The sequence below is a fragment of the Paenibacillus provencensis genome, assembly GCF_042678545.1.
GTDB lineage: Bacteria > Bacillota > Bacilli > Paenibacillales > Paenibacillaceae > Paenibacillus > Paenibacillus provencensis.
In genome coordinates this window covers 367356-388847 of the sequence record NZ_JBHTKX010000001.1, presented here as the reverse complement: position 1 = coordinate 388847, position 21492 = coordinate 367356, and the positions used below count along the sequence as shown (strand labels likewise).

Below are 21492 nucleotides of genomic sequence, written 5' to 3'. Positions count from 1 at the left end.
AAAAAGATCTTAAAAAAACATATCCCGTAAGCGAGGCGGAGCGGACTATGAAGACGATTAAGCCTAGAGCGTTCATCGGATGTTCCCTTGAAGCGAAGCCTATTGCCGCAGCTGTACATGAAAATTTAAGGTATGCTGCTGAAATCACTCCTTGGTATGCCGGCGTATTTAATCCGAGCAGCTATACGATGGAGGATCTGGATAAGCAGGTTCGAAGCAGCGATTTCGCCATTTTTATTTTTCACCCGGATGACATCACCAGGATTCGGGGAAAAATGTACGCAACGGTACGGGACAATACCCTGTTTGAAATGGGTCTTTTTATGAGCCGATTGGGAAGAGGACGCATATTCTTTATATTACCTGAACATGTTAACGAGCTGGATAGCAGTATGGATATTGAAGGCATGCGAATGCCCAGTGATCTTCTTGGTCTAGGGTCCCTGACTTATGAAATTCGTTCAGATGGCAACTGGGCCCCCGCTGTATCGGTAGCGTGTCACAAAATTGCTGATATGATGGAAAGATTAGGCCCTTGGTCAGATATGTATTTAACAGAGAAAGTGAATAAAGTAAAACAGGAGGAAGAGAATAAACGCATTCAGCTGCTGAAGCTGCTTCGTTTCTTTCGCGAACTACTGCGTTCCCGCAAAATTGATGATCAAATGCTCCACCGTATGAGCGATACACTGCGAACGGCTTTTGTATCGCGGCCGCATTTTCTCGTACGCGGTACCACGGTGCACCGGGTTTCTCTATCTGGATATATTGAGCAGGTAGCTGGAAATGTCGGTGAGATTGGAAGGCGTTACTCCATGAATATCAATGACGGCAAACCGCCGGATGATCCCAGTCGAATCATGGTCGTTGATGCGTACAAGGAGAACAAAATCAAGGTAAATCTGTATGATGATTATCTTGAGAAAGAGTATATGCTGTGCTATCCTGTAGCAAGTGGTTATGTATTTACCGTACATCTTGTTGGACACCTCGAGGCAGGTGATGATCTATTCCAGCAAATTGACCGTGATAATCGCCAACTATTTAGTGCTATTCACGACCTGTTAGGAGGAGAGTTGGGATGAAACCAATCAGACAGAGGCTCAACAAAAAAAGAGGAGCCCCAAAGGTACGTCTGAGTGCCGCGCGCGAAACAACCGGATCTGTACCGGAAGGTGACAGCGGCAACAGTTTCAAGAAGCCCGAGGTGCCCATTGTCACGCTTGGCCCTTCCTTGAAAGGCAAGGAACGCCCGTACAAGGTCATATTAGAGAAGGACGCACTCTACGATAAACCGCAATATATGACATAATTTTAGGCAGCATCGATCTTCAATGATCGATGCTGCCTTTCTCTTATTAAGAGAGCCTTAAATGTTTGTACTCTCTGATGGTGCTGTAAGCTCTACCTTAATTCGGTCAGGATCTTCAAAATATACAGCGTAATGCTGCTCTCCTCCCGCATAGGGGTGAAGATTCTCGTATAAGATTAGGACTCCTCTATCCCTCATCTGACTGGTGAGCGAATCTACATGTGCTCTAGATTCGGCGTAAAAAGCAAGATGATTAAGCCCTACCCTGCACCTGTGATACGGCACATCAAGGAATCGATCTTCTGCCTGTACAAATACGAGATAAGCCGTTCCGCATTTCCAGCTGATTCCCCTCTCCCATTTCTGATACTGCTCATACCCCAGCTCCGTTAGAAGCCATCCCCAGAATTCAGTGCTTCTCTTCAAATCAGAGACATAGATCTCTAGATGATGAATCATCGCTTATTTCAAGCTCCTCTCCCCATCTGTATACAATTTCCACTTGTCAGAAAGCATAAACAGATCTTATATTGAATATAATAATACAGGAACGTATGTTCTATAAATATGACAGAAACTGAATCAATTTCATAACTCATCAAAATGATAAATACGATAACTATATCCTCTTAATTAAAGCAACTTAAGGTACGATGAAATGGATTCAATGACATATCATTTAAGGAAGTGAACGGGATGTCTACACCATTCACTGCCCCGATCCCCAGTGAAGCAGACCATTTGCTGGTCAAAAAATATATGATGCTCATTCTCATGCTGGATGTGCTTGAGCAGGACATCCACACCATACAGCATGTGTCTCTGCATATGCCACAGCTATATGTCCATCATTTAACCCGGATCCAGATGGATGTAACCCGAAATTTAACGGACATCCGAATTCTCATGCGTAGAAGCGGCATCCGCATCTACGAGGAGAACAAGCAGAAGGAAGGTTTTGAAATGCGCTACCTGTGCCGGGGATATCACCGTCGCTTATATTTACTGTGGACCTTCTGCAAAACCGAAGTAATGAAGGAAATGAGCGAACGACTGGGCATTGAGCTGACGGAACTGTCTTGACTGGGCAGCCGTTCAATTCGTATGATGTTAGGAAGATATATTCCTAGTAAAATTATAGGTTATTAAAATAAAGGGGACTTTCACATGCATGCTCAAAATAATCCTGCCGCTCCTCATGCTGACAAGCGTCTCGTTGTAAACAATGTAACCGAATTGATCGGTAATACTCCGATCGTCAGGCTGAATCGTCTACCGGAAGCTTTAGATGCTGATGTATTCGTCAAGCTTGAATACTTCAATCCTAGCGGCAGTGTAAAAGACCGCGCCGCAGCTAATTTGATCAGGCAGGCGGAGCTCAGAGGCCTTCTTCAGCCTGGCGCCACCATTATAGAGCCTACCAGCGGAAACACAGGTATTGGTCTGGCTATGAATGCTGCCGCCAAGGGCTACAAAGCGATTCTTGTCATGCCTGATAACATGAGCAAGGAACGAATTAACATACTCAAAGCCTACGGCGCAGAGGTTGTGCTCACTCCTGCTGCGGGGCGTATGCCCGGTGCGATTCAGAAAGCACTGGAGCTAAAAGAAACAATACCGGGAAGCTTCATCCCCCAGCAGTTTGAGAATCATGCCAATCCGGATGCACACCGAACGACAACTGCACTCGAAATCATGACCCAGATGGACGGGAGACTGGATGCTTTTGTAGCCACTTCGGGAACCGGTGGAACCATTACAGGAACCGGCGAAGAACTCCGCCGTCAGGTCCCCGGCATTCAGATATTTGCGGTTGAGCCTGCCGGATCACCCGTGCTGTCCGGTGGCGAACCCGGTCCCCATAAACTGGTCGGAACAAGTCCCGGGTTTATTCCCTCCATTGTGAACACCGATGTGTGGAATGAGATTATTCAAGTAACGGACGAAGATGCTCTTGATACCATGCGGCAGCTGGCGGCAAAGGAAGGACTCCTGCTCGGTCCGTCGTCCGGCGCATCGGTATGGGCAGGACTGCAGATCGCCAAACAGCTGGGAGCTGGACACAAAGTGCTCTGCATCGCACCGGATACAGGTGAACGCTATCTCAGCACAGGCTTTTTTGATAAGTAAGAAGCTCATATCCTATACAAAAAAGATCAGTAAACTGCTCCTAACCCGAAGTCTGCAAGACTGGCGAGGAACAGATTACTGACCTTTATTTTGTTCAGGACCGTTTCAATCCAGAAAGAGTCGATGGATTGCAGCTCAGTTACATTAGAGCTTCTCTACTCTGAGTACCGCTCCTTGAGGGAGCACGGCTTCCACCCGTTCTCTGACCTTCGAATCAGCGACAATTTCAGGATCAAGCACAGCGGCAATTCCTTGATCTGACGACGAACGAATCAATCGCCCGAGTCCCTGCCGCAAACGAAGAAGCATATAAGGCATGTCCACTTCCTCATAGCTGGATTCTGCTGCTTCCCGCTTGGCCATAAATACTGGATCTTCCGGCGGATAAGGCAGTGACCAGATTATGACATTGGATAAGGAAGGTCCCGGTACATCAAGTCCTTCCCACAAGCTCGTTGCACAGAGTACGGTTTCCTCATTGTTCTGGAAATCTGCAATCAGACTGCTGATCTCCCCGTCCCCTTCGAACAGCATCTTATATGAAGTGAAATAAGGGTGCTGGGCTGCAGCTTGTTTGAATCTGCGCAGCTCTTCCATCGTGGTGAACAGTAGGAGAGCACGTCCTTTGGAGTGTGCGAGCAGCTTGGCGGCACTCGCCAGCTTTTTGGCAAAGAGAACTTCGCTTCGAGGCTCTCCCGCATCGCAGAGCTCTTCTGGAACGATCAGTCTCATCTGATCGGCATAATTATAGGGTGAATTCACAGAGAACGCTAAATAATCGGTAATGCCAAGACTATTAGCTACATAATCAAAAGACTGTCCTACAGATAGCGTTGCAGAAGAGAAAATGATCGGCATGTTTAGCCCAAATACTCGCTGCTCCAACACTTCCTTGACCTTTTGCGGCATAACGGCTAACGTTACATCCCCATCCTCGCTCTCCTCTGCCCAGCAAATATAGCTGCCAGGCTGCCTGAACAGCTGCAATGCGGTTTGAATCATCTCGAGATGCTCCTCAACAATTCGAAGCTTATATTCATTGAGTGTGTGCAGGCCGCTCTCGAACACCAGCTCCTCGTCAATCGCCTCCAGCGTATCATTCCAGCGATTTAACTGTATCAGCAGAGCCTCATTTACGCCCACTCTTTTTCGATCTGATCCCGGAATGCTGGTGCTGAGCTCTTGAACCAAGCTGAATACCACTTTACTCTGATCAATGGCGTCCTCCACCCGCTCTGCAAGCGTTTCGCGGATTTCCCCATCCAGGAGTCTTGTAATCATTTCTTCGAAGGCAGTGTGCTTCAGCTTGTAGCTGAGGGCATGCTGTGCAGCAGATTCCAGCAAATGACCTTCATCAAACACGACAGAGCTATGCTCAGGAAGCAGTGGAAGCTGACCTTCCCTCTTTCTCCCTTCATAGGTCCAGACATGCTCCATATAATAATCGTGAGAGCAAATGATGAGATCCGTCGACTTACGGTAATGATCCCTCGAAAGGGTCATCCCGCAGCGGTGCCTTTTGTCGCATACAAAACAATCCTGGAAAGAGTCCCAGCTGATTTTGTCCCATTGTTCATCGTTCAGATGGGGATATTCCTTCCTGTCCCCATAAGGTGAGAAGGACTGCAGCGTTCCAGGCGAATGGACGAAGTCCGGCAGAGTGTCATATACTTCTTCAATGACGCCTGCATCCTCATCCTTAAGACGGGCGCCGTCCATCTTTTTAAGACAAATATATTGATCCGGGGATTTCCCCAATCTCGCGTCAATATTCAATCCCAGGTAACGTGCAAGCTTGGCAATGTCACCTTCCGGCTTGACGAGCTGTTCAATTAACGACTCGTCCGCACAAGCAATGACAGCCGGCTTACGGGTATAACGGGCATAGTTCACCGCATACAGCAAATATACAAGCGTCTTCCCTGTACCCACACCTGCTTCTGCAAAAATCGTCTTCTTGTCGGCATAAGCTCTTTCCAGCTGATACGCCATATAAATTTGTTCATCCCGCACTTCAAAACCGTGCTCGGGCAACATATCATAAAATACATCCGCCACCCAATCGCCCACTTGCTTCACGAAAGGCTCGGTCGGATTATAGGAGAAAGGATATCGCTCCATGGTTACTCCCCCACATTAACATTTTTCTTATAAGGCGAAACTGATTCAGGCAAACATTAATTATCTCATAAACACAAGCTGATAGCAATTCTTTATATTTGTTATAGATGCATTAAAATGAACTTGCTAGCTTAAGCTATGCTCAAAAGTAACCAGGCACTCTTTGATATAGAAATGGGGCGCTATAAACAATGAATTGGACAATCCGCCAAGAGTATCCGTCAGACTATTATGCCATTACAGAACTGCATGCCCTCACTTTCTCATACAGCTACGGAATGGGTGAAGCCGTTCTTGTCAATATGCTGAGAGCACGGAGCACTTTTGATCCGGAGCTGTCTCTCGTTTGCGAGCTGGATGGGCAAATTGTAGGCCATATTTTATTCACTCCCCAGTCTATTCGCATCCAAGGCAGCACCTATCATGCCCTTATTCTGTCTCCGCTGGCGGTTCATCCTAATTATCAGAAACAGGGCATCGGCTCCGCCTTGATTCATGCCGGCCATCTTCGCGCATCACATAAAGGCTTCGTCTTATCCGTTGTGCTGGGTCATCCACATTACTACGTCCGCTTCGGTTATCAAGGAAAGGCGTGGATGGACGAGCAGATCCGTATTCCTTTGGAGAGCATCTTTACAGATCATACTGCAGTAGTAAGGGAACGCCGTATTGAACAGGGAGATATTCCGTCTTTCGCACGGATGTGGGATCATATGCATGCCTCCTCTTCGCTGGCACTTATTCCGGGACAATCTATTCTGGATTGGATCAGCCCCGGTGCAGGTACGATCAGCTCTGCCTTGTTAATTGATGAGAAGCTTGGCGGCTATATCAGGTACTCTAAAACTGACCCCGAAATAATCAGCTTCATTGTGGCACAGGACAGTCATTCCCTGCTCCTCATTGCAAATTATTTAAAACAAAAACTTAATCCGCTTACCGCTTCTCATTTATCCCTGCCGTTACCGGCAGCCTCTTTTTTGCTCGAGCGGTTTGGTACAACCTTTGATGTTAACATCAGCACTTACGCTGAATATATGGTTAAAGTAATGGAGGGTCCCGATCGCTCCAAGCTGCACAATCATTTCTCTGCTGTTGAAGAAGGGAATATACCGCGCGGCTCCATTATTTGGCCTGTTGAATTTGATTTGTGCTAATAACATAAAGAAGTAACATCTGATGCAATGATTATGATGATGTGAGATCTGTAACGATGGAGTCGCTATTTACTGCTATAGTCTCTATCCCTTATGAACAGTGGAGATGATTATTCCAGCACCCCTCCATATCACGTATGATTCACATTGCAACCGCTGCCAACACACGGGTGCCAATTTAAATCATAGGAGGAATCGTAGTGACGAAATTGAACCTGCATGACCACTCAACAAAACGGAAGTCTATCGTCTTCCGAACGCTTGTATCCAGTATCAGCTTGTCCCTTGCACTTCCCTTGCTTCCCCTAACGAGCTTATCCGCCGAGAGCATCCCTGCTGTAATGACTGCCGAAGCTGGACCACAGAATACACAGGCTGTTACAGCCGCCGGGAATTTATATGTAGCTCCGAATGGGTCCGCCAGCAATCCTGGGACACTTCAAAGCCCGACGACCCTTGAACATGCACTGACCCAGATTGAAGCAGGCTACACCATCTATCTGCGCGGCGGTACTTACAGCTATTCCTCTACCATTACGATTGATCGAAATAACAGCGGAAATTCTGCCACTGCAAGAAAAACGCTGGCCGCCTACGGAAATGAAAAACCAATCCTTGATTTTTCAGCCCAGTCCTTTGCGTCAACGAATCGTGGTCTGCAGCTGTTTGGCAGTTACTGGCTTGTGAAAGGTCTGGAGATTAAAGGGGCGGGGGATAACGGACTTTATATAGCCGGAAACTATAACCGTATTGAGAATATAGAAGCGCATCATAACCGGGATACGGGAATTCAGCTTGGCCGCTATGCCTCCACTGCCGGATACAGCGAATGGCCCGCTTATAATGAAGTCATTAATTCATATTCCCATGACAATTACGACCCGGATAACGGCGAAGATGCAGACGGTTTTGCTGCCAAGCTCACGGTCGGCCCGGGCAACGTATTCGATGGATGTATTGCCGCTTATAATGTCGATGATGGCTGGGATCTCTATACGAAGGACGATACAGGCGCAATTGGAACGGTAACAATTCGCAACAGCATTGCCTATAAGAATGGTCAGACCTCGGACGGAACGTCCACTACGAGCAGTGATGGCAACGGATTCAAGCTGGGTGGTGAAGATATTGCGGTGAACCATACCGTGGTGAACAGTATTGCTTTTCAGAACAAAAAGCACGGCTTTACGTTTAACAGCAATCCCGGCTCCATCAACTTCAAGAACAATACATCCTGGAGCAATGGACGAAGCAATTTTGCATTTGATGAGGGTACGCATATCTTTACGAACAATTTATCCTTTGCCGGAGGAGCAAGTGATAAAACAAGCGGAACGGATGTAGGATCAAGCAATGTATGGTGGAAAAACAAAAAAAGCGTCAATGCGAAGGGACTTCTTGCCAGCAGTGAAGATTTTCAGTCCCTCGTCCCAACTGTTACCCGTGACACAAACGGAAATCCGGTACTGGGCAATTTCTTGAAACTGGCTGCAGGCAGTGATTTGGTCGGAGCCGGGACACCAAGCGGCACCAATATTGGAGCACGTTGATCGTCTAATGGAAACATGCAAGAAGGAGCCAAAGCATTCATTCGGCTCCTTCTTGCATGTATTTACTGATTTCAAGCTTCAAACAGCACTTCCCCTGTTCGGGTTAAATCATATCCCGATATCGAACCCAGCTCACGGATAAAGGACTCGGAACGCAATATATCAAGAACGGCGTGTATAAGCCCCTCATTCTCCGGCTTGTTCATAAGTACAAGATCGTATCTTTCTATCGTTAGCGGAATAAACTCCACTCCTTGCACAATGGTTGCCGCCTTCTCGATGCCTACTCCAACATCTGCCTGCTTGAATGCGACCCTTCCAGCTACAGCCAAATGATTGGATTCCTCATCATGGTACCCCATCAGTTCTCTAGCAGCGATTCCATGCATGCGGAGCTGTTCCTCGAGAAGCACCCGTGCTCCCGCCCCCCGCTCCCGGTTCACCATACGGATTCCCGGCTTAGCCAGATCCTTCCACCCATGCAGTTCATGAGGATTGCCAGGCTGCACATATAGCCCTGCTCGTCTGCTCATTAAGTTCACAACTTTATAAGAGCAGCCTATCAGCAATTTGCGTATATAGGGAATGTTGTATTCTCCCGTATCCCCGTCCAGCAAATGGGTACTGACAATATCGGAATGTCCCTGATACATGGAAATTAAACTGTCCAGGCTCCCTACGTAAGATCTAAGCGGCCTGATACCGGGCGAGCGCTTCTCTATATGCCGAACCAAAATATCGAGGCTCATATCTTGTCCTGTGATCACCACTTGCCTAGCCCCTTGAGTCGTCCCCTGAACAGCCACAGGAACCGCAGGAGCATCGATCACCTGACTTAAGGACCTTATCTCCTCACTCGAATGCAGGCCAACACCTTTGGAGCGCTGCTTGTACACCTCAAGATCTGAGTGGTCGATCCGCATCTGCTTGCCGACCCGATAGGCTGTAAGCTGCCCCTTCTTGATTAAATCATACACCGTTAACTTTGATATTTTTAGTAGCTGGGCGATTTCCTCGGTTGTATAGGAAATATCGGTCACATTTGCCACCCCTCTTGTCAGGTATGCAATAACGAATGATTGATGCAATTGATTGTACCATACTCTTTTCATTCCATTGGATTGTAATTGCTTCAAGAACCAATATAATATATTTAATTATATCTAATTATAATCAAATATAACGATTGGATGGAGATTATGTTAAAACAAGCGAAGCTTAGTATGATTTCTTTCTTCCTTCTCGCCCTGATATTCATATCTGCCTGTGCATCATCGAACGCTTCGTCACCGGACGATGCCGATTCGGCCAGCAGTGCATCCTCACTCCCGCCATCAGAACGCACTGAGCTAACGATCTCAGCGGCTGCAAGCCTAACCGATGTGCTGGAAGAATTACAGCCCATCTTTGAAGAAGCTCATCCCGCCATACAGCTCAGCTTCAACTTTGGAGGTTCCGGCTCCCTTCAGCAGCAAATCGAGCAAGGGGCTCCGGCTGATCTGTTTCTGTCAGCAGCTGAGAAAAATACGCAAGCCCTAATAGATAAAGGTCTCATTGATACAGAAAATACGACTACACTGCTAACCAATGAGCTCGTCCTCATTACATCTAACAACAGCGACCAACCCATCACCTCTGAGCAGGATCTCACTGCTGAAGATATCAAGATCGTTGCCCTTGGCATACCTGAAAGCGTACCTGCCGGAAGCTATGCACAGGAGGCTCTGACTTCGCTTGGCTTATATGAACAGCTGCAATCCAAAATAGTCCAGGCCAAGGATGTGCGACAAGTATTGCAGTATGTCGAGACGGGGAACGCCGATGCCGGCTTCGTGTATAAAACAGATGCACTTACTTCCAGCAAGGTGAAGATTGTACACACCGTCGATCCGGCCAGCTATACATCAATTACATACCCTGCTGGTGTGGTATCGGACAGTAAGTATCCCGAAGCGGCAGAAACTTTCTATGACTTTTTGCAGTCTCCCGAAGCACATGCCGTGTTTACTAGTTACGGATTTTCGGTGCCTGAATGATGTCAGCTTCATTTGACTGGCATAACTTCTGGGCACCTGTCCGCTTATCCTTACTGGTTGCATTCTTGTCCAGTATAATCACGATTGTACTTGGCGGGCTTACTGCGAGATGGATGTCCAAGAGCAGGTTCAGAGGAAAGCTGCTGCTTGAAACGGCATTTATGCTGCCGATGGTCCTTCCGCCCACGGTTGTAGGCTTTCTACTGCTCGTCCTGCTGGGGAGAAACAGCTGGATTGGAGCTTTAATTGAGACCATCTTTGCCGCACCTGTCGTATTCTCGTGGACAGCCTGCGTTATCGCCTCTGTTGTTGTCTCCTTTCCACTGGTTTATCAGACGATGAAGGTCGGCTTTACGTCCATTGATTCCGAGCTCGAAGCTTCCGGACGCTCGATCGGTGCTAATGAATGGCAGGTATTCCGGTATATTACCCTTCCGCTCATCTGGCCTTCTGTTATTACTGCGTATATTCTCGGATTTGCACGGGCACTTGGTGAGTTCGGCGCAACGCTGATGATTGCAGGCAATATTCCAGGTAGAACACAAACGGTCCCTACTGCCATATACATTGCTGTTGACAGTGGGAATACGGTCATGGCCTGGGCCTGGACGATTGCGATCGTACTTATTTCGTTCCTGTTGCTGCTTCTAACAGGGCGCAGAAAAAAAGATTAGCATTGGACTTTTGCCCATTTGGAACCAATCAAGTTAATAGGATGGACGCAACTGAAGCAGCCTTGATCATTTATCAAACCAAACCCTTATGTGATTTTAAAATAAGGGTTTTTTAGTGTTCGCTTAATTAATATATTATTGTTTTGATATTTTTACAATATATGGATATACATACGGTGTTCATAAGGATTTATTTAGTTACAATATTGTTACTTTAATACACACCTGTTTCAAACCAATGACAATTTATTATCCGACTTAGCGGAAATTTCGCAAAAAAATCCGGTTTTTTCTACGTTTTATTCCAGTAATTGGTGTACAAAAAGTAAAACAATAATTACATTTTTGATACTTATTAACCTTGTTTTGATATATATTAATTACAGTTAATTCATATTAAAAAAGTGTGCCGAATCTATCAGAATAGTACGGGGGACGATTTACAACATTTGGGGTGAATGCAGCAATGGAAAGATGCTAGAGTACCTTCTACTCGAACCCGACAGCTAACCTCGGAGGCAATTGGAGGAAATTTTAAGAATGAAGAAGTTTGGTAAATATATGTTGTTCTCATCTCTGCTCGCAGCTGGGTTAATTATGGGGAATGGACAAGCAGATGCCTCCTCATCAAGTACAAATACAGTAAATATTCAAGTGAATAGCAATCTGATCGATTTCCCAGATGCGGAGCCATTCTTAGATCAGAATTACAGCACTCAAGTACCAGTCCGCATGCTTGCTGACGAAATGAACTATACGATTAAAGTATTTAAGAGCGGTAAAGAAACGGTGGTCAAGCTGTCCAAGGGCGGTACAACCATTCGCATTCAAACCAATCAGACGACAGCGGTCGTCAACAGCAGCAAAGTAAGCCTCGGCACACAAGTGTTTATCCGAAATGACCGTACATATGTACCCATTCGTTTTGTATCAGAAGCAATGGGCTATGACGTAACTTGGAAAAAGGATCTTATGCTGGCCATGATTAGCACAACCGGTAAAACATACAGTCCCGCACTTGTTCCAAACGACCATGTCAAAGGCACAAGCATTGTAAATGAAGCGATGAAGCATATCGGCGTTCCTTATGTTTACGGCGGTTCGACAACAAGCGGGTTTGACTGCTCTGGTCTGGTTAAATATGTATTCGATAAATACGGAGTGTCCCTGCCGCGTACCGCAGCTACCCAATATAACCAAGGCTCATCCGTATCCAAAGGGAACTTGCAGCAAGGCGATCTGGTCTTTTTCAAGACCACAGGAAGCTCTATATCCCATGTCGGCATCTATGTAGGAAACAATAATTTTATTTCAGCTACCAGCTCCTCTGGCGTAAAAATCGATAGCCTGGACAACACCTATTGGGGTCCTAAGTACGCCGGCGCGAAGAGAGTTCTATAAATAAACATATATCTAATAACCCCTTTGCTGCTTGCCGGCAGAGGGGTTTTATCTATGATGGGTGTACTCAGGATTACTCTCCATGTAAAGAAAGAAGCTGCCACAGATATTTGTGGCAGCTTCTTTCTTTACATATATGATTGAATTAGTTCGTAAACAGATGATTACCAATCTTCTTGATCGCAGGTCGCTCCATGCTCCATTCGGAGGTCGCAATCTCCGGATTATAATAGTACATAGCTCCTCCAGACGGATCCCAGCCATTCAGAGCACTCTTTGCCGCCTTTAGCGCGGTCTCATCGGGAGCCAAATTGTATTGACCGTCATCTACTGCAGTAAATTGTCTTGGCTGCAGAATCACCTCTGTGATCGAGTCCGGGAATTCATCCGATTGCACTCGGTTCAAGATCACAGCTCCGACGGCTACTTGACCTTCAAAAGATTCTCCCCGCGCCTCACCATGGATAGCCTTTGCCAGTTGATTTAACGCGGTTTGGTTAATTGGTGCTTTTTTCTCCAGCACACGGATAGTCTCTGGACCGGCAATCCCATCTACCTTGAGTCCAAATTGCTTCTGGAATGAGCGGACAGCCTTCTCAGTTGCCTGGCCATAATATCCGGTTGTTCCTGTATTCATGAAACCAATGCTGCTTAGTCTTTCTTGCAAATTAAGCACATCAGCGCTCTGAATCCCCTGTTGCATGATTGCAGCACTTGCACCTGCAGGTGCTGCAGTCGCCGTTCCATAAGCACCCAAGAGTGCGGCACATATCATAAGTCTTTTCGTCAGTTTTCTCATTGATGTCATTCCTCCAGTTGTGATTGAATGGTCAGCGATGTAACACCGTCATAATGATGCATTCAATCAAATATATCTGTAAATATAGATTAATGTATATATAGATTCATTTGGATGCAAATCACCTATGATAATTATAATGTCACATTATATTTATTGCCGATATATTTCATCAATCCGCTGAAAGATACCTGAATGCGTATATCCTTCAGCGGATGATTCCTTTTCATTACAGTACAATATCAATCTTTACAGTAAGCTGTTTCACATTATAGAGAAAGCGAATTGTGTCTATCCGCTATTTCGTAAACACATGATTTCCAAGTCTTTGCGTCACAGGTCTGGATTTCATCCACGACGAGGATGCTGTTGTCGGATTATAGAAATATAGAGCACCCTTGGAAGGGTCGTAACCTGTCAGCGCCCTGCGGGCAGCCTCATAGGATGCAGCCGTCGGACTGCTGAGCTTGCCGTCCATTGCAGGTGTAAATTGATTCTTCTGGAATATGACATTCGTTATGGAGTCCGGAAAAGCATTGCTTTGAACCCGGTTCAGAATAACGGCACCCACCGCAATCTTACCTGTCAAGGATTCACCTCCGGCCTCATCCTGTATGATTCCTGCCAAATGCCGAAGCACTTTGTTGTTAATTGGGGCAACAGCTTCAAGCTTGGACTTCGTATTAGATCCAATAATACCATCCGCACTTAGTCCGTAAGCTCTCTGGAATGATTTGACGGCAGCTTTCGTACGGTTACCATAGTAACCGCTGATTCCAGCCGTAAAGTAACCTTTGCTATGCAGTCTTTCTTGTACTTCAACCACCTCTGCGCTTTGACTGCCAAGCCGAAGTGTTGCTGCGTTCGCTGATGTCGCTGAGCCCAGCACGGAAAGCGCACAGGCACATGTTATTAATAGTGTTGTTATTTTCTTCTTCATTAAAATCAGATATCCTCCAGTTTCATTCATGTTAGTCTGTATCATCAAGGACGACTGACTTCATTACGTGAAAAGGCGGAACAAAAACGTTCACCTACGAATTACACTATATCACAGGTTACAAATTTGTCATATCTGACAATGGTCCTAATCTTCGAGCTCAAGCCCTTTTGTCTCTCTTCCAAGGAAGAGAACGGCCGCTGCACCTATTAGCACGGTAACAAAAAACAATACGAAGATGGACTCCACGGCAACCCCGTTTTGCACCAATAGTCCTACGAGCAGCGGTGCAAGGATTCCTCCGACGCGGCCGATCGAGGCCGAAAGACCGACACCTGTTGAACGTGCCTTAAGCGGGTACAGCTCCGGTGTGTAGGCGTACATTCCTCCCCAGGCTCCAAGGTTAAAGAACGATAATGACATCCCTGCCAGAATCAGGCTGAATTCCGATTCCGCATTACCGAACCACAGCGCACTTACTGCGGTCATTACCAAATATACAACGAGAACAAATTTGCGCCCGAACTTCTCGATGAAGTAAGCCGCTGTAAAATATCCCGGTAGCTGGGCTAATGTCATAATCAGCACATACTGAAAGCTCTTGACCAGCTCAAAGCCCTTGATCTGCATAATGCTCGGCAGCCACAGGAACATGCCATAGTAAGAAAACACAACCGTAAACCATAGAATCCACAGCATCAGTGTTGTCTTGCGATGCTCAGTGGACCACACGGATGTGAATTTTTCGCGAAACGAAACTTGGCGCAGCTCCTGCTTGTTCTGAAGCCGTGGCGAATCCTCGATGGCTCTTCGCAAGTAGAGCGCATATAGTGCAGGCAGCGCTCCAATCAGAAAGGCTACTTGCCACCCGTATTCGGGAATAACGAAAAAGGAGATCAGCGCAGACAGAATCCAGCCCGCTGCCCAGAAGCTCTCCAGCAGCACAACCGCTCGTCCCCGCTCTTTGGCCGGAACAGACTCCGATACGAGCGTAGAGGCTACGGGAAGCTCTCCGCCAAGACCGACTCCGGCAATAAACCGGATAATGCACAGAAATACGTAACCTGTAGCCAGTGCCGAGATTCCACTTGCTACAGAGAAAATAAGCAGTGTCCACATGAGGACTGCCTTGCGTCCATACTTATCCGCCATCGTTCCTGCCAGCAACGCACCCACAGCCATGCCGATGGAGGTCGAGCTCGATACGAGTCCAACTTCACCAGGAGTAAGCAGCCACTCCTGCGCCAGAGCCGCAACGATAAAGGACATCATGCCGACTTCCATCGCATCGAACATCCAGCTGAGCCCTGCACTGAACAGCAGCTTGCGCTGCTTCGGATTTCGCAATACTTCTAAATTACTCATTATAAGGTTCTGCTCCCTGTTTATGTATTTGGAGATTAGTATCTTACCTAACCCATCAAACTATTTATAATGGATTCTGCCAAACTGTCAACCTTTTTTTAATATAAAAAGGAGAACAGTCAGCCTCTTAGCTACTGTTCTCCTGTGCTTGCTCATGCAAGCCTGCTACTCTTTTTTTTGCGCAAAGGTTAAATCCCCTGTTATCTTTCGGTACCAGGCCTCGTAGTGATGAATCGCCAGCCCTGCGAAGGAACGGTGGGTCGTGCCCAGCTTGCCTGCGATTTCAATCTCCGATTCCATGTTCGTTACCGGCTTTCGGAAAAAGGTTAAATGCTCGCCTTCGTCGGTATGGCCCAGCTCTGCACCGATCCACACCTTCTTATCGAGCTCGTCCGCCTCGGCAAGCTCCTCCTTGGACAGCTCATACATCTGCTCTCCGCTGTCCCTATAAGACATAATGGCGATGGCGTCAAACCGGTCAATAACCCAGCGGCTGAACGTTCCGCTGCCATCGGGAGCTTCCTTGGAGTCAAGCCAGAACGGTACAGCTGCACTCATGTACAACCCGGCTTCCGTACCTGCCTGGCTCCATTCCTCCATGTTCTCGCTCCATTCGGCAATGACGGCTGCTTCCTCCCGCCCCCATCTTCTTAGCTGGTAGGGCTCCACATCGAATTGAATGCCGTCGAACTTCTCTTCAGGTGCTGCATCTCCATTGTAGGACTTCACCCATTCAATCCATGCTGTTCCTTCACTACGCTTTTCCGTATAAGCCCAATCTGCATGGCCGTTCAGCGCATGAATCGTAATTCCTGCAGCATGCGCTGAACGGTTGAATGACCGATAAGCCTCATCACTTACTTCTTTTTGAGTCTGGAGAAAGACCGTGTCCACCTCTTGTTCATCCAGGAATTGCACGATCTCCTCCGTATGCTGCTCAATAAGTGAGGCATCCCAAAGCCAGGTTGCTTTTTTCTCATTCATGACCGGTGACTTCAGCATAAAATACAGAATGAGTAAAAATACAACGATGACCATCATGAAGCTCCATTTTACCCATGCAGGATATGCATTCCATGCTTTTCCTCCTCTAATCACGGCAGGTTTTATGCGAGTACCGCTTCTTCCTGCTGTGTCACCGGATGTTGTACGGAATGGCCAATTTTATAAATGTGAGGCAGCGGATAATCCTTGAACGCATTCCGAGTATCCAGCACTGGCACACCAAGGGATGCAATAACGTCGTATTCCAGATCCTTGTGGTTCGTAATCAGCACGATGCAGTCGTATGACTTGAACTTCTCTGGATCATATTTCACACTGTGTACGGTGGAACCATGTTTGTCAAGGAATGTGTCTGCAAACGGATCATAGTACTCGACATTTGCTCCTGCTTCCTTGAACAGCTCGTACACTTCAAGTCCAGGGGACTCACGCAGATCGGCAATATTCGGCTTATAGGCCATACCGAGCAGCAAGATGTTTGATTTGCGAACCGATTTGGCATACTCGTTCAAGATCGTCGCTGTCTTGTTCGTTACATAGTAAGGCATATTATCATTTGTGTTTTGTGCAAGCTCAATGAATTGACTATAGAATCGGAAGCCCTTCGCTTTCCAGGACAGGTACATCGGATCAAGCGGGATGCAGTGCCCACCGATTCCAGGACCCGGATAGAATGGCATAAATCCGAATGGCTTCGTTGCAGCCGCATCAATGACTTCCCAAATATCGATGCCCATACGGTCACACATCATAGCCATCTCGTTTACAAAGGCAATGTTTACACTGCGGAACGTATTTTCCAGCAGCTTGGACATTTCAGCCACCTTCGGATTGGACACAGGAACGACTGTCTGTACATATTTGCTGTACAGGGCAACACCCAGCTTCAGACATTCCTCCGTCGTGCCGCCGATAACCTTAGGTGTATTGAATGTCGTAAACCTTCCATTGGAAGGGTCAACGCGCTCCGGCGAGAAGCACAGGAAGTAATCCTCACCTACTGTATGACCGATCGCCTCAAGCTCCTGCTCGATCAGTTCCTCGGTTGTACCTGGATAAGTTGTACTCTCTAGTGTAATCAGCATGCCCTTCTTCATATGCTGCTTGATATTATCTACAACAGTCTCGATATAAGATGTATCCGGATCCTGATTCTCGCTAAGCGGAGTCGGAACACAAATGCTCAGTGCATCAATGACACGAAGCATGCTGTAGTCCGTTGTTGGTTGAAAACGTCCGCTTTGCATCACGGTCTTCAGATCTTCGGAAGTAATATCATGGATGTAGGAATCTCCTTGATAAATTCGTTCCACTTTGGATGGGTCCAAATCAATACCGATGACGGTAAAACCTTGTTTTACCATTTCTACGGCCAGCGGCAGCCCAACATAACCTAATCCTACTACTCCAAGCACCGCTTTCTTGTTCTCAATCGCATTCATTAAAGTATGGAATTGCTCTGTCACAGTACTTCACCCTCCAGATGGAAATTTATGATATATATGTTTGAATCCGTGTTGCCTAATTAAGAAACTGCATTATTGGAAACAGCGGCGAATGCGCGCATCCAGCTCAACCGGAGAGTACGGTTTGGTAACATAGTCGTCTACTCCTTTTTCGAAGCACTTGCTGATCGTGTCTTCAACCCGCTGGTCTGTCAGCACGATGACCTTAGGCTGTGTCTTCAGCTCAAGGCTCTGAATCTGATGGATAAACGACAGTCCGCTTACCCCATACAGATTAAGCTCCGTCAAGATCAAATCCGGGTTAATCTGTTTTGCAAGTTCTATAGCGGAGAGACCGTCAATCGCTTCAAAGGTTTCATAGCCCTGCAAGGATAGACGTATTCTCAAAAACTCGCGTGTCGTCTCGTCATAATCAGCGATCAGAATCTTGCCCGGTGCTGTCATAGTTTCGTTCTTGGTATATAGCTGAATGTCAGTGCTTTGACTAAGCTTCGCTGACTCTGCCATATTTTTGAGCATGTGCTTGCTTGGGCTGCCCATCTCCGGGAAGCTGGCAATCGTCAGCCGCGGATCCGCCTCGCCGAGACGTCCCAGGAGCTCCTGCTTGATGAGCAGTGCCTGATAATGTGTAGCGTTCAGCGTCAACCCGGGAAGAAACACGGCGATGGTGCTCGTCTTGCTGTCCTTCCATAGCTGAAATTCTGTCTCGCATGTACGTTCGAGAGCTTCATTCACTTCAGCCTCCGGCTGCTGCTCCATCTCCTTGCAATGTACAAAAACGACACCGCTGGGCTTGCTCACCATCCCTTTCAGCTGCTCCTCTAGAATGTCGTACACATTCACCGTCATTTGACGCTCAAGCGTGACCGTATTTGCCAAAGTTATTCCATCCTTTCATCTGTTATTACTGTGATATTCAAGCCGCCTCTTCCACTTTCGGCTCTTCCCAGCTTTGTCTTGTCATCGCGCCCCAGGAGTTGTTGTTCTGCATGTATTGGATATGCCCCTGCACCCTCCACAGCACGCCAAGCTGGTGATAGCCTACGAATTTCAAGGCGGAGAAGGTTAACATTTTTACAAGATCAGCCGGCTTCGGATAACGGCGGAAAGCAATCTCTTCAAGGATCAGCGCAGCTACACTGAGAAGATATCCGCTTAAGAAGTTCAGCAGCCCGAAGATAACAAGTACAGGCCAAGCCGTCATATCCAAGGCTACATAACCGGCTAGAGCGAGCAGCCCTGTAATCCGGAAATAAGGGTTGAGCGCTTCAAAAAAGATGTTGTAAGGCATCGTCAGCAGACCCATGGTTTTATATTTTGGTCTAAACATCATATTGCTGTTCTCAATCATATTTTTTAAGTTACCGCGGCCCCAGCGCTTGCGCTGGTTGGAGATGATCTTGTACGTGTCAGGCGCTTGAGTCCAGCATACCGCTTCTGGGCAAAAAGCAACCCGGTATTTGATCTTGTTCTCCAGCATGTAACGATGAAGCTTGATAATAATGTTCATGTCTTCCCCAGGATATCCCCCGCGGTACCCGCCGACAGCGATAACCGCCTCTTTACTGAATAAACCGAAGGCTCCTGATACGATGATGAGTCCATTTAACTGGCTCCAGCCAATCCGGCCCCCCAGAAAAGCTTTCAAATACTCAATCGATTGAAACATCGGCCACATCTTCCTAGGCAGTGACACTTCCTTGACTGCACCGTTCTCAATCTTGCAGCCGTTTGCGATTCGTACATCGCCGCCGATGGCTACCGTTTCTTCCGGATTCTCCAAATACATGCGGGCCATGCGAATCAGTGCGTCCTTCTCCAGCAGGGAATCTGCATCAATGGAAGAGATCAGCGGATAATGTGAGAAGTTAATCCCTGCATTAAGCGAATCCGCTTTTCCTCCGTTTTCTTTATCAATCAGATACAGGAATGGATATTCCGGATTGTGATATACCCCGCGGACAGGCTCGACATTAATGGTGCCGCGGAAGCTTGGATTTTTAATTTCCTTAAGGCCAAATTCTTTGACAAGCACCTGAACGGTTCTGTCGCTTGATCCATCGTTGATGACGATAACTTCATAAGTAGGATAATTTAAGGTCATCAGACATTTTACATTTTCGATAATGGTCAGCTCTTCATTGTAAGCCGGCACCAGCAGCGATACCGGAGGCACCACGTCTGATCCTGCAAGGCTCTTATAGCTTGAAAATTCAGACCTGCGCCGGATGGACCATATATCCTTGTATGAGAAGCAGAGAATACCAAAATACAGGACAGTAACGAATACGACGTAGTATATAATGATTGTGCCGTAACCCAGCAAAATATCTCTAAGCAGTGAAATCTCCTCCAATCACGCCGGACATCCGGTTTGCATTTGCTTGCGGCGCCGTGCCGAAGTAACGATTGTAGATCAGCCTTTTCTTGTTGAAGGTCATCATCTTCTCGATCTCCTCATGCTCGTTCGTCTCTTCTATTGCACGTTCCGCATATTCAAGTGCAGTCTCCTTGGCGGCTCCGGTTCCCTTCAAGGCGGTCTCGCATAGAGCCTCATAGCCTTCCTCACCAAGCTGCATAAGGCTGTTCGCACTGTTGTGTCTCACGAGCCAGTCCTCATCTCCAAGTGCATTTCTCAGGAGAGGGATGCTGCCGGCCTGATGGCCTGCCCCTAACGTCTTCGCCATTTCGGCTCTGACTTCTGCCACAGGATCTCCCATCCACTCTACAATAGTCCGTTCCTTAAGCACTGGATTCGTACCGAGATACAGCTTGACCGCTTCAGAACGAATATGCTGATCCTTGGAGCCAAATAGCTGTGTTACTGCCGGCATCACTTCTGGAATCGCATGACCATACATTGCGACAATGCCGACTTTGATGAAATCCGGATCTTCAGATTCCAATAATTCATATAGCAGCTTGCTTGGTTCAAGACTTGTTTCCATCAAAATATCTGCCGCTATGCGGTGTACAGGCTTGCCTTTATCGAGCAGAGAGCCCAGCAATTCCTTCAACTGCGCAGGACGCTCCGCACATCTTGCTGCCGCTCGGGCGTAGATAATCGCGTAGTTCACCTTCTTCTCTTCTTTTAATAACTCTAGAATCGACTCTGCCGCCTCGGTGCTTCGCATGCCGCCCAGCCGGTAAGCAGCCTGTATAGCCTTGCCTGTCCAAGAGCTGTTCAGCAGCTTCAATTGCTCATCTACGAAGCCCGCCTCCCGGGTCAGATCACGCAGCTTGTCTGCATGCTCTCCCTTCAGCTGATCAATCCATGCAATACACTTGTCCATAATGACTTCCCTCTCAAGCTTGGTAAGCTTGGTCGTCGGAAACCTGATGGGTTCACTGCCTGTCAGATTGGCTTGAACATATACGAAGTAATCTTGGTGCTTCTTTGTGTACAATTCTTTTTTTCTAAGCTTTGAATTGTGAGAATTTTTTAACGCGAACAAAATGATGATGCCTGCTACGATCAGTCCTGCGCACAGGTACAAGAACGTGTACGCTAGGGCTATATTTGAAAACATGAGTAT

At 47.1% G+C, this 21492-nt stretch carries 20 protein-coding genes and 1 riboswitch; of the genes, 9 read left to right on the top strand and 11 right to left on the bottom strand.

Annotated features, from left to right (window positions below):
- Positions 1–47: 47 nt before the first annotated feature.
- Together ACFQ3J_RS01890 and ACFQ3J_RS01885 are read left to right on the top strand one after the other, a co-directional pair.
- Positions 48–1085: a nucleotide-binding protein gene (locus ACFQ3J_RS01890; protein ID WP_091158275.1), complete on the top strand. Its 1038-nt coding sequence runs from the start codon at positions 48–50 to the stop codon at positions 1083–1085.
- Positions 1082–1312: a hypothetical protein gene (locus ACFQ3J_RS01885; RefSeq protein ID WP_091158277.1), complete on the top strand. Its 231-nt coding sequence runs from the start codon at positions 1082–1084 to the stop codon at positions 1310–1312. The genes ACFQ3J_RS01890 and ACFQ3J_RS01885 overlap by 4 nt, the downstream gene beginning before the upstream one ends.
- A gap of 57 nt (positions 1313–1369) precedes the next feature.
- Here the strand turns inward: ACFQ3J_RS01885 and ACFQ3J_RS01880 are convergent, their stop codons facing one another.
- On the bottom strand, positions 1370–1771 hold the full coding sequence (locus tag ACFQ3J_RS01880) for a VOC family protein (RefSeq protein WP_251580957.1): 402 nt from the start codon (positions 1769–1771) through the stop codon (positions 1370–1372).
- A 237-nt stretch (positions 1772–2008) separates the two neighbouring features.
- Between ACFQ3J_RS01880 and ACFQ3J_RS01875 the strand changes: the two genes are divergently transcribed.
- Both ACFQ3J_RS01875 and cysK read left to right on the top strand, forming a co-directional pair.
- A complete protein-coding gene (locus ACFQ3J_RS01875) occupies positions 2009–2395 on the top strand; it encodes a hypothetical protein (protein ID WP_091158280.1) in 387 nt (128 codons plus the stop codon).
- A gap of 84 nt (positions 2396–2479) precedes the next feature.
- Positions 2480–3442 (top strand): cysteine synthase A, encoded by a 963-nt coding sequence (gene cysK / locus ACFQ3J_RS01870; protein ID WP_251580955.1) that lies wholly within the window; start codon positions 2480–2482, stop codon positions 3440–3442.
- Positions 3443–3586: 144 nt separating this feature from the next.
- On the opposite strand, the gene ACFQ3J_RS01865 is transcribed toward cysK, so the two are convergent.
- Positions 3587–5563, bottom strand: coding sequence for an ATP-dependent DNA helicase (locus ACFQ3J_RS01865; protein WP_251580953.1), 1977 nt, complete (start codon positions 5561–5563; stop codon positions 3587–3589).
- Positions 5564–5754: 191 nt separating this feature from the next.
- On the opposite strand from ACFQ3J_RS01865, the gene ACFQ3J_RS01860 reads away from it, so the two are divergent.
- Together ACFQ3J_RS01860 and ACFQ3J_RS01855 are read left to right on the top strand one after the other, a co-directional pair.
- Complete coding sequence (locus ACFQ3J_RS01860) at positions 5755–6720, top strand: GNAT family N-acetyltransferase (RefSeq protein ID WP_251580951.1); 966 nt, start codon at positions 5755–5757, stop codon at positions 6718–6720.
- Between the two features lie 329 nt (positions 6721–7049).
- Positions 7050–8270, top strand: a complete 1221-nt coding sequence (locus ACFQ3J_RS01855) for a right-handed parallel beta-helix repeat-containing protein (RefSeq protein WP_379293226.1) — start codon at positions 7050–7052, stop codon at positions 8268–8270.
- A 71-nt stretch (positions 8271–8341) separates the two neighbouring features.
- Here ACFQ3J_RS01855 and ACFQ3J_RS01850 read toward each other — a convergent pair whose 3' ends face one another.
- Positions 8342–9310 (bottom strand): substrate-binding domain-containing protein, encoded by a 969-nt coding sequence (locus ACFQ3J_RS01850; RefSeq protein WP_251580949.1) that lies wholly within the window; start codon positions 9308–9310, stop codon positions 8342–8344.
- 159 nt (positions 9311–9469) lie between these two features.
- On the opposite strand from ACFQ3J_RS01850, the gene modA reads away from it, so the two are divergent.
- The 3 genes from modA (at position 9470) to ACFQ3J_RS01835 (ending at position 12381) form a co-directional block, all read left to right on the top strand.
- The gene (gene modA, locus ACFQ3J_RS01845; protein ID WP_251580947.1) at positions 9470–10306 is read left to right on the top strand and encodes a molybdate ABC transporter substrate-binding protein; all 837 of its coding nucleotides are present in this window, start codon (positions 9470–9472) and stop codon (positions 10304–10306) included.
- The gene (gene modB / locus ACFQ3J_RS01840) at positions 10303–10980 is read left to right on the top strand and encodes a molybdate ABC transporter permease subunit (RefSeq protein WP_251580945.1); all 678 of its coding nucleotides are present in this window, start codon (positions 10303–10305) and stop codon (positions 10978–10980) included. The genes modA and modB overlap by 4 nt, the downstream gene beginning before the upstream one ends.
- A 397-nt stretch (positions 10981–11377) precedes the next feature.
- A riboswitch (cyclic di-AMP (ydaO/yuaA leader) is annotated at positions 11378–11516 on the top strand.
- Between the two features lie 4 nt (positions 11517–11520).
- Entirely contained in the window at positions 11521–12381 is an 861-nt protein-coding gene (locus tag ACFQ3J_RS01835; protein ID WP_091158292.1) for a C40 family peptidase, read from the top strand.
- 145 nt (positions 12382–12526) lie between these two features.
- Here ACFQ3J_RS01835 and ACFQ3J_RS01830 read toward each other — a convergent pair whose 3' ends face one another.
- From ACFQ3J_RS01830 to ACFQ3J_RS01795, 8 genes are all read right to left on the bottom strand, one after another.
- A complete protein-coding gene (locus tag ACFQ3J_RS01830) occupies positions 12527–13180 on the bottom strand; it encodes a cell wall hydrolase (protein WP_091158293.1) in 654 nt (217 codons plus the stop codon).
- 298 nt (positions 13181–13478) lie between these two features.
- Entirely contained in the window at positions 13479–14120 is a 642-nt protein-coding gene (locus ACFQ3J_RS01825) for a cell wall hydrolase (protein WP_251580943.1), read from the bottom strand.
- Between the two features lie 147 nt (positions 14121–14267).
- A complete protein-coding gene (locus ACFQ3J_RS01820; RefSeq protein WP_091158296.1) occupies positions 14268–15485 on the bottom strand; it encodes an MFS transporter in 1218 nt (405 codons plus the stop codon).
- Between the two features lie 165 nt (positions 15486–15650).
- Positions 15651–16583 carry a hypothetical protein gene (locus ACFQ3J_RS01815; RefSeq protein WP_244533222.1) on the bottom strand — a complete coding sequence of 311 codons (933 nt, stop codon included), beginning with the start codon at positions 16581–16583 and terminating at the stop codon, positions 15651–15653.
- A gap of 8 nt (positions 16584–16591) precedes the next feature.
- On the bottom strand, positions 16592–17956 hold the full coding sequence (locus ACFQ3J_RS01810; protein WP_251580941.1) for a nucleotide sugar dehydrogenase: 1365 nt from the start codon (positions 17954–17956) through the stop codon (positions 16592–16594).
- A 72-nt stretch (positions 17957–18028) separates the two neighbouring features.
- The gene (locus ACFQ3J_RS01805; protein ID WP_251580939.1) at positions 18029–18835 is read right to left on the bottom strand and encodes a response regulator; all 807 of its coding nucleotides are present in this window, start codon (positions 18833–18835) and stop codon (positions 18029–18031) included.
- A gap of 37 nt (positions 18836–18872) precedes the next feature.
- A complete protein-coding gene (locus ACFQ3J_RS01800; protein WP_091159223.1) occupies positions 18873–20258 on the bottom strand; it encodes a glycosyltransferase family 2 protein in 1386 nt (461 codons plus the stop codon).
- Between the two features lie 31 nt (positions 20259–20289).
- The gene (locus ACFQ3J_RS01795) at positions 20290–21486 is read right to left on the bottom strand and encodes a HEAT repeat domain-containing protein (protein ID WP_251580937.1); all 1197 of its coding nucleotides are present in this window, start codon (positions 21484–21486) and stop codon (positions 20290–20292) included.
- Positions 21487–21492 lie beyond the last annotated feature (6 nt).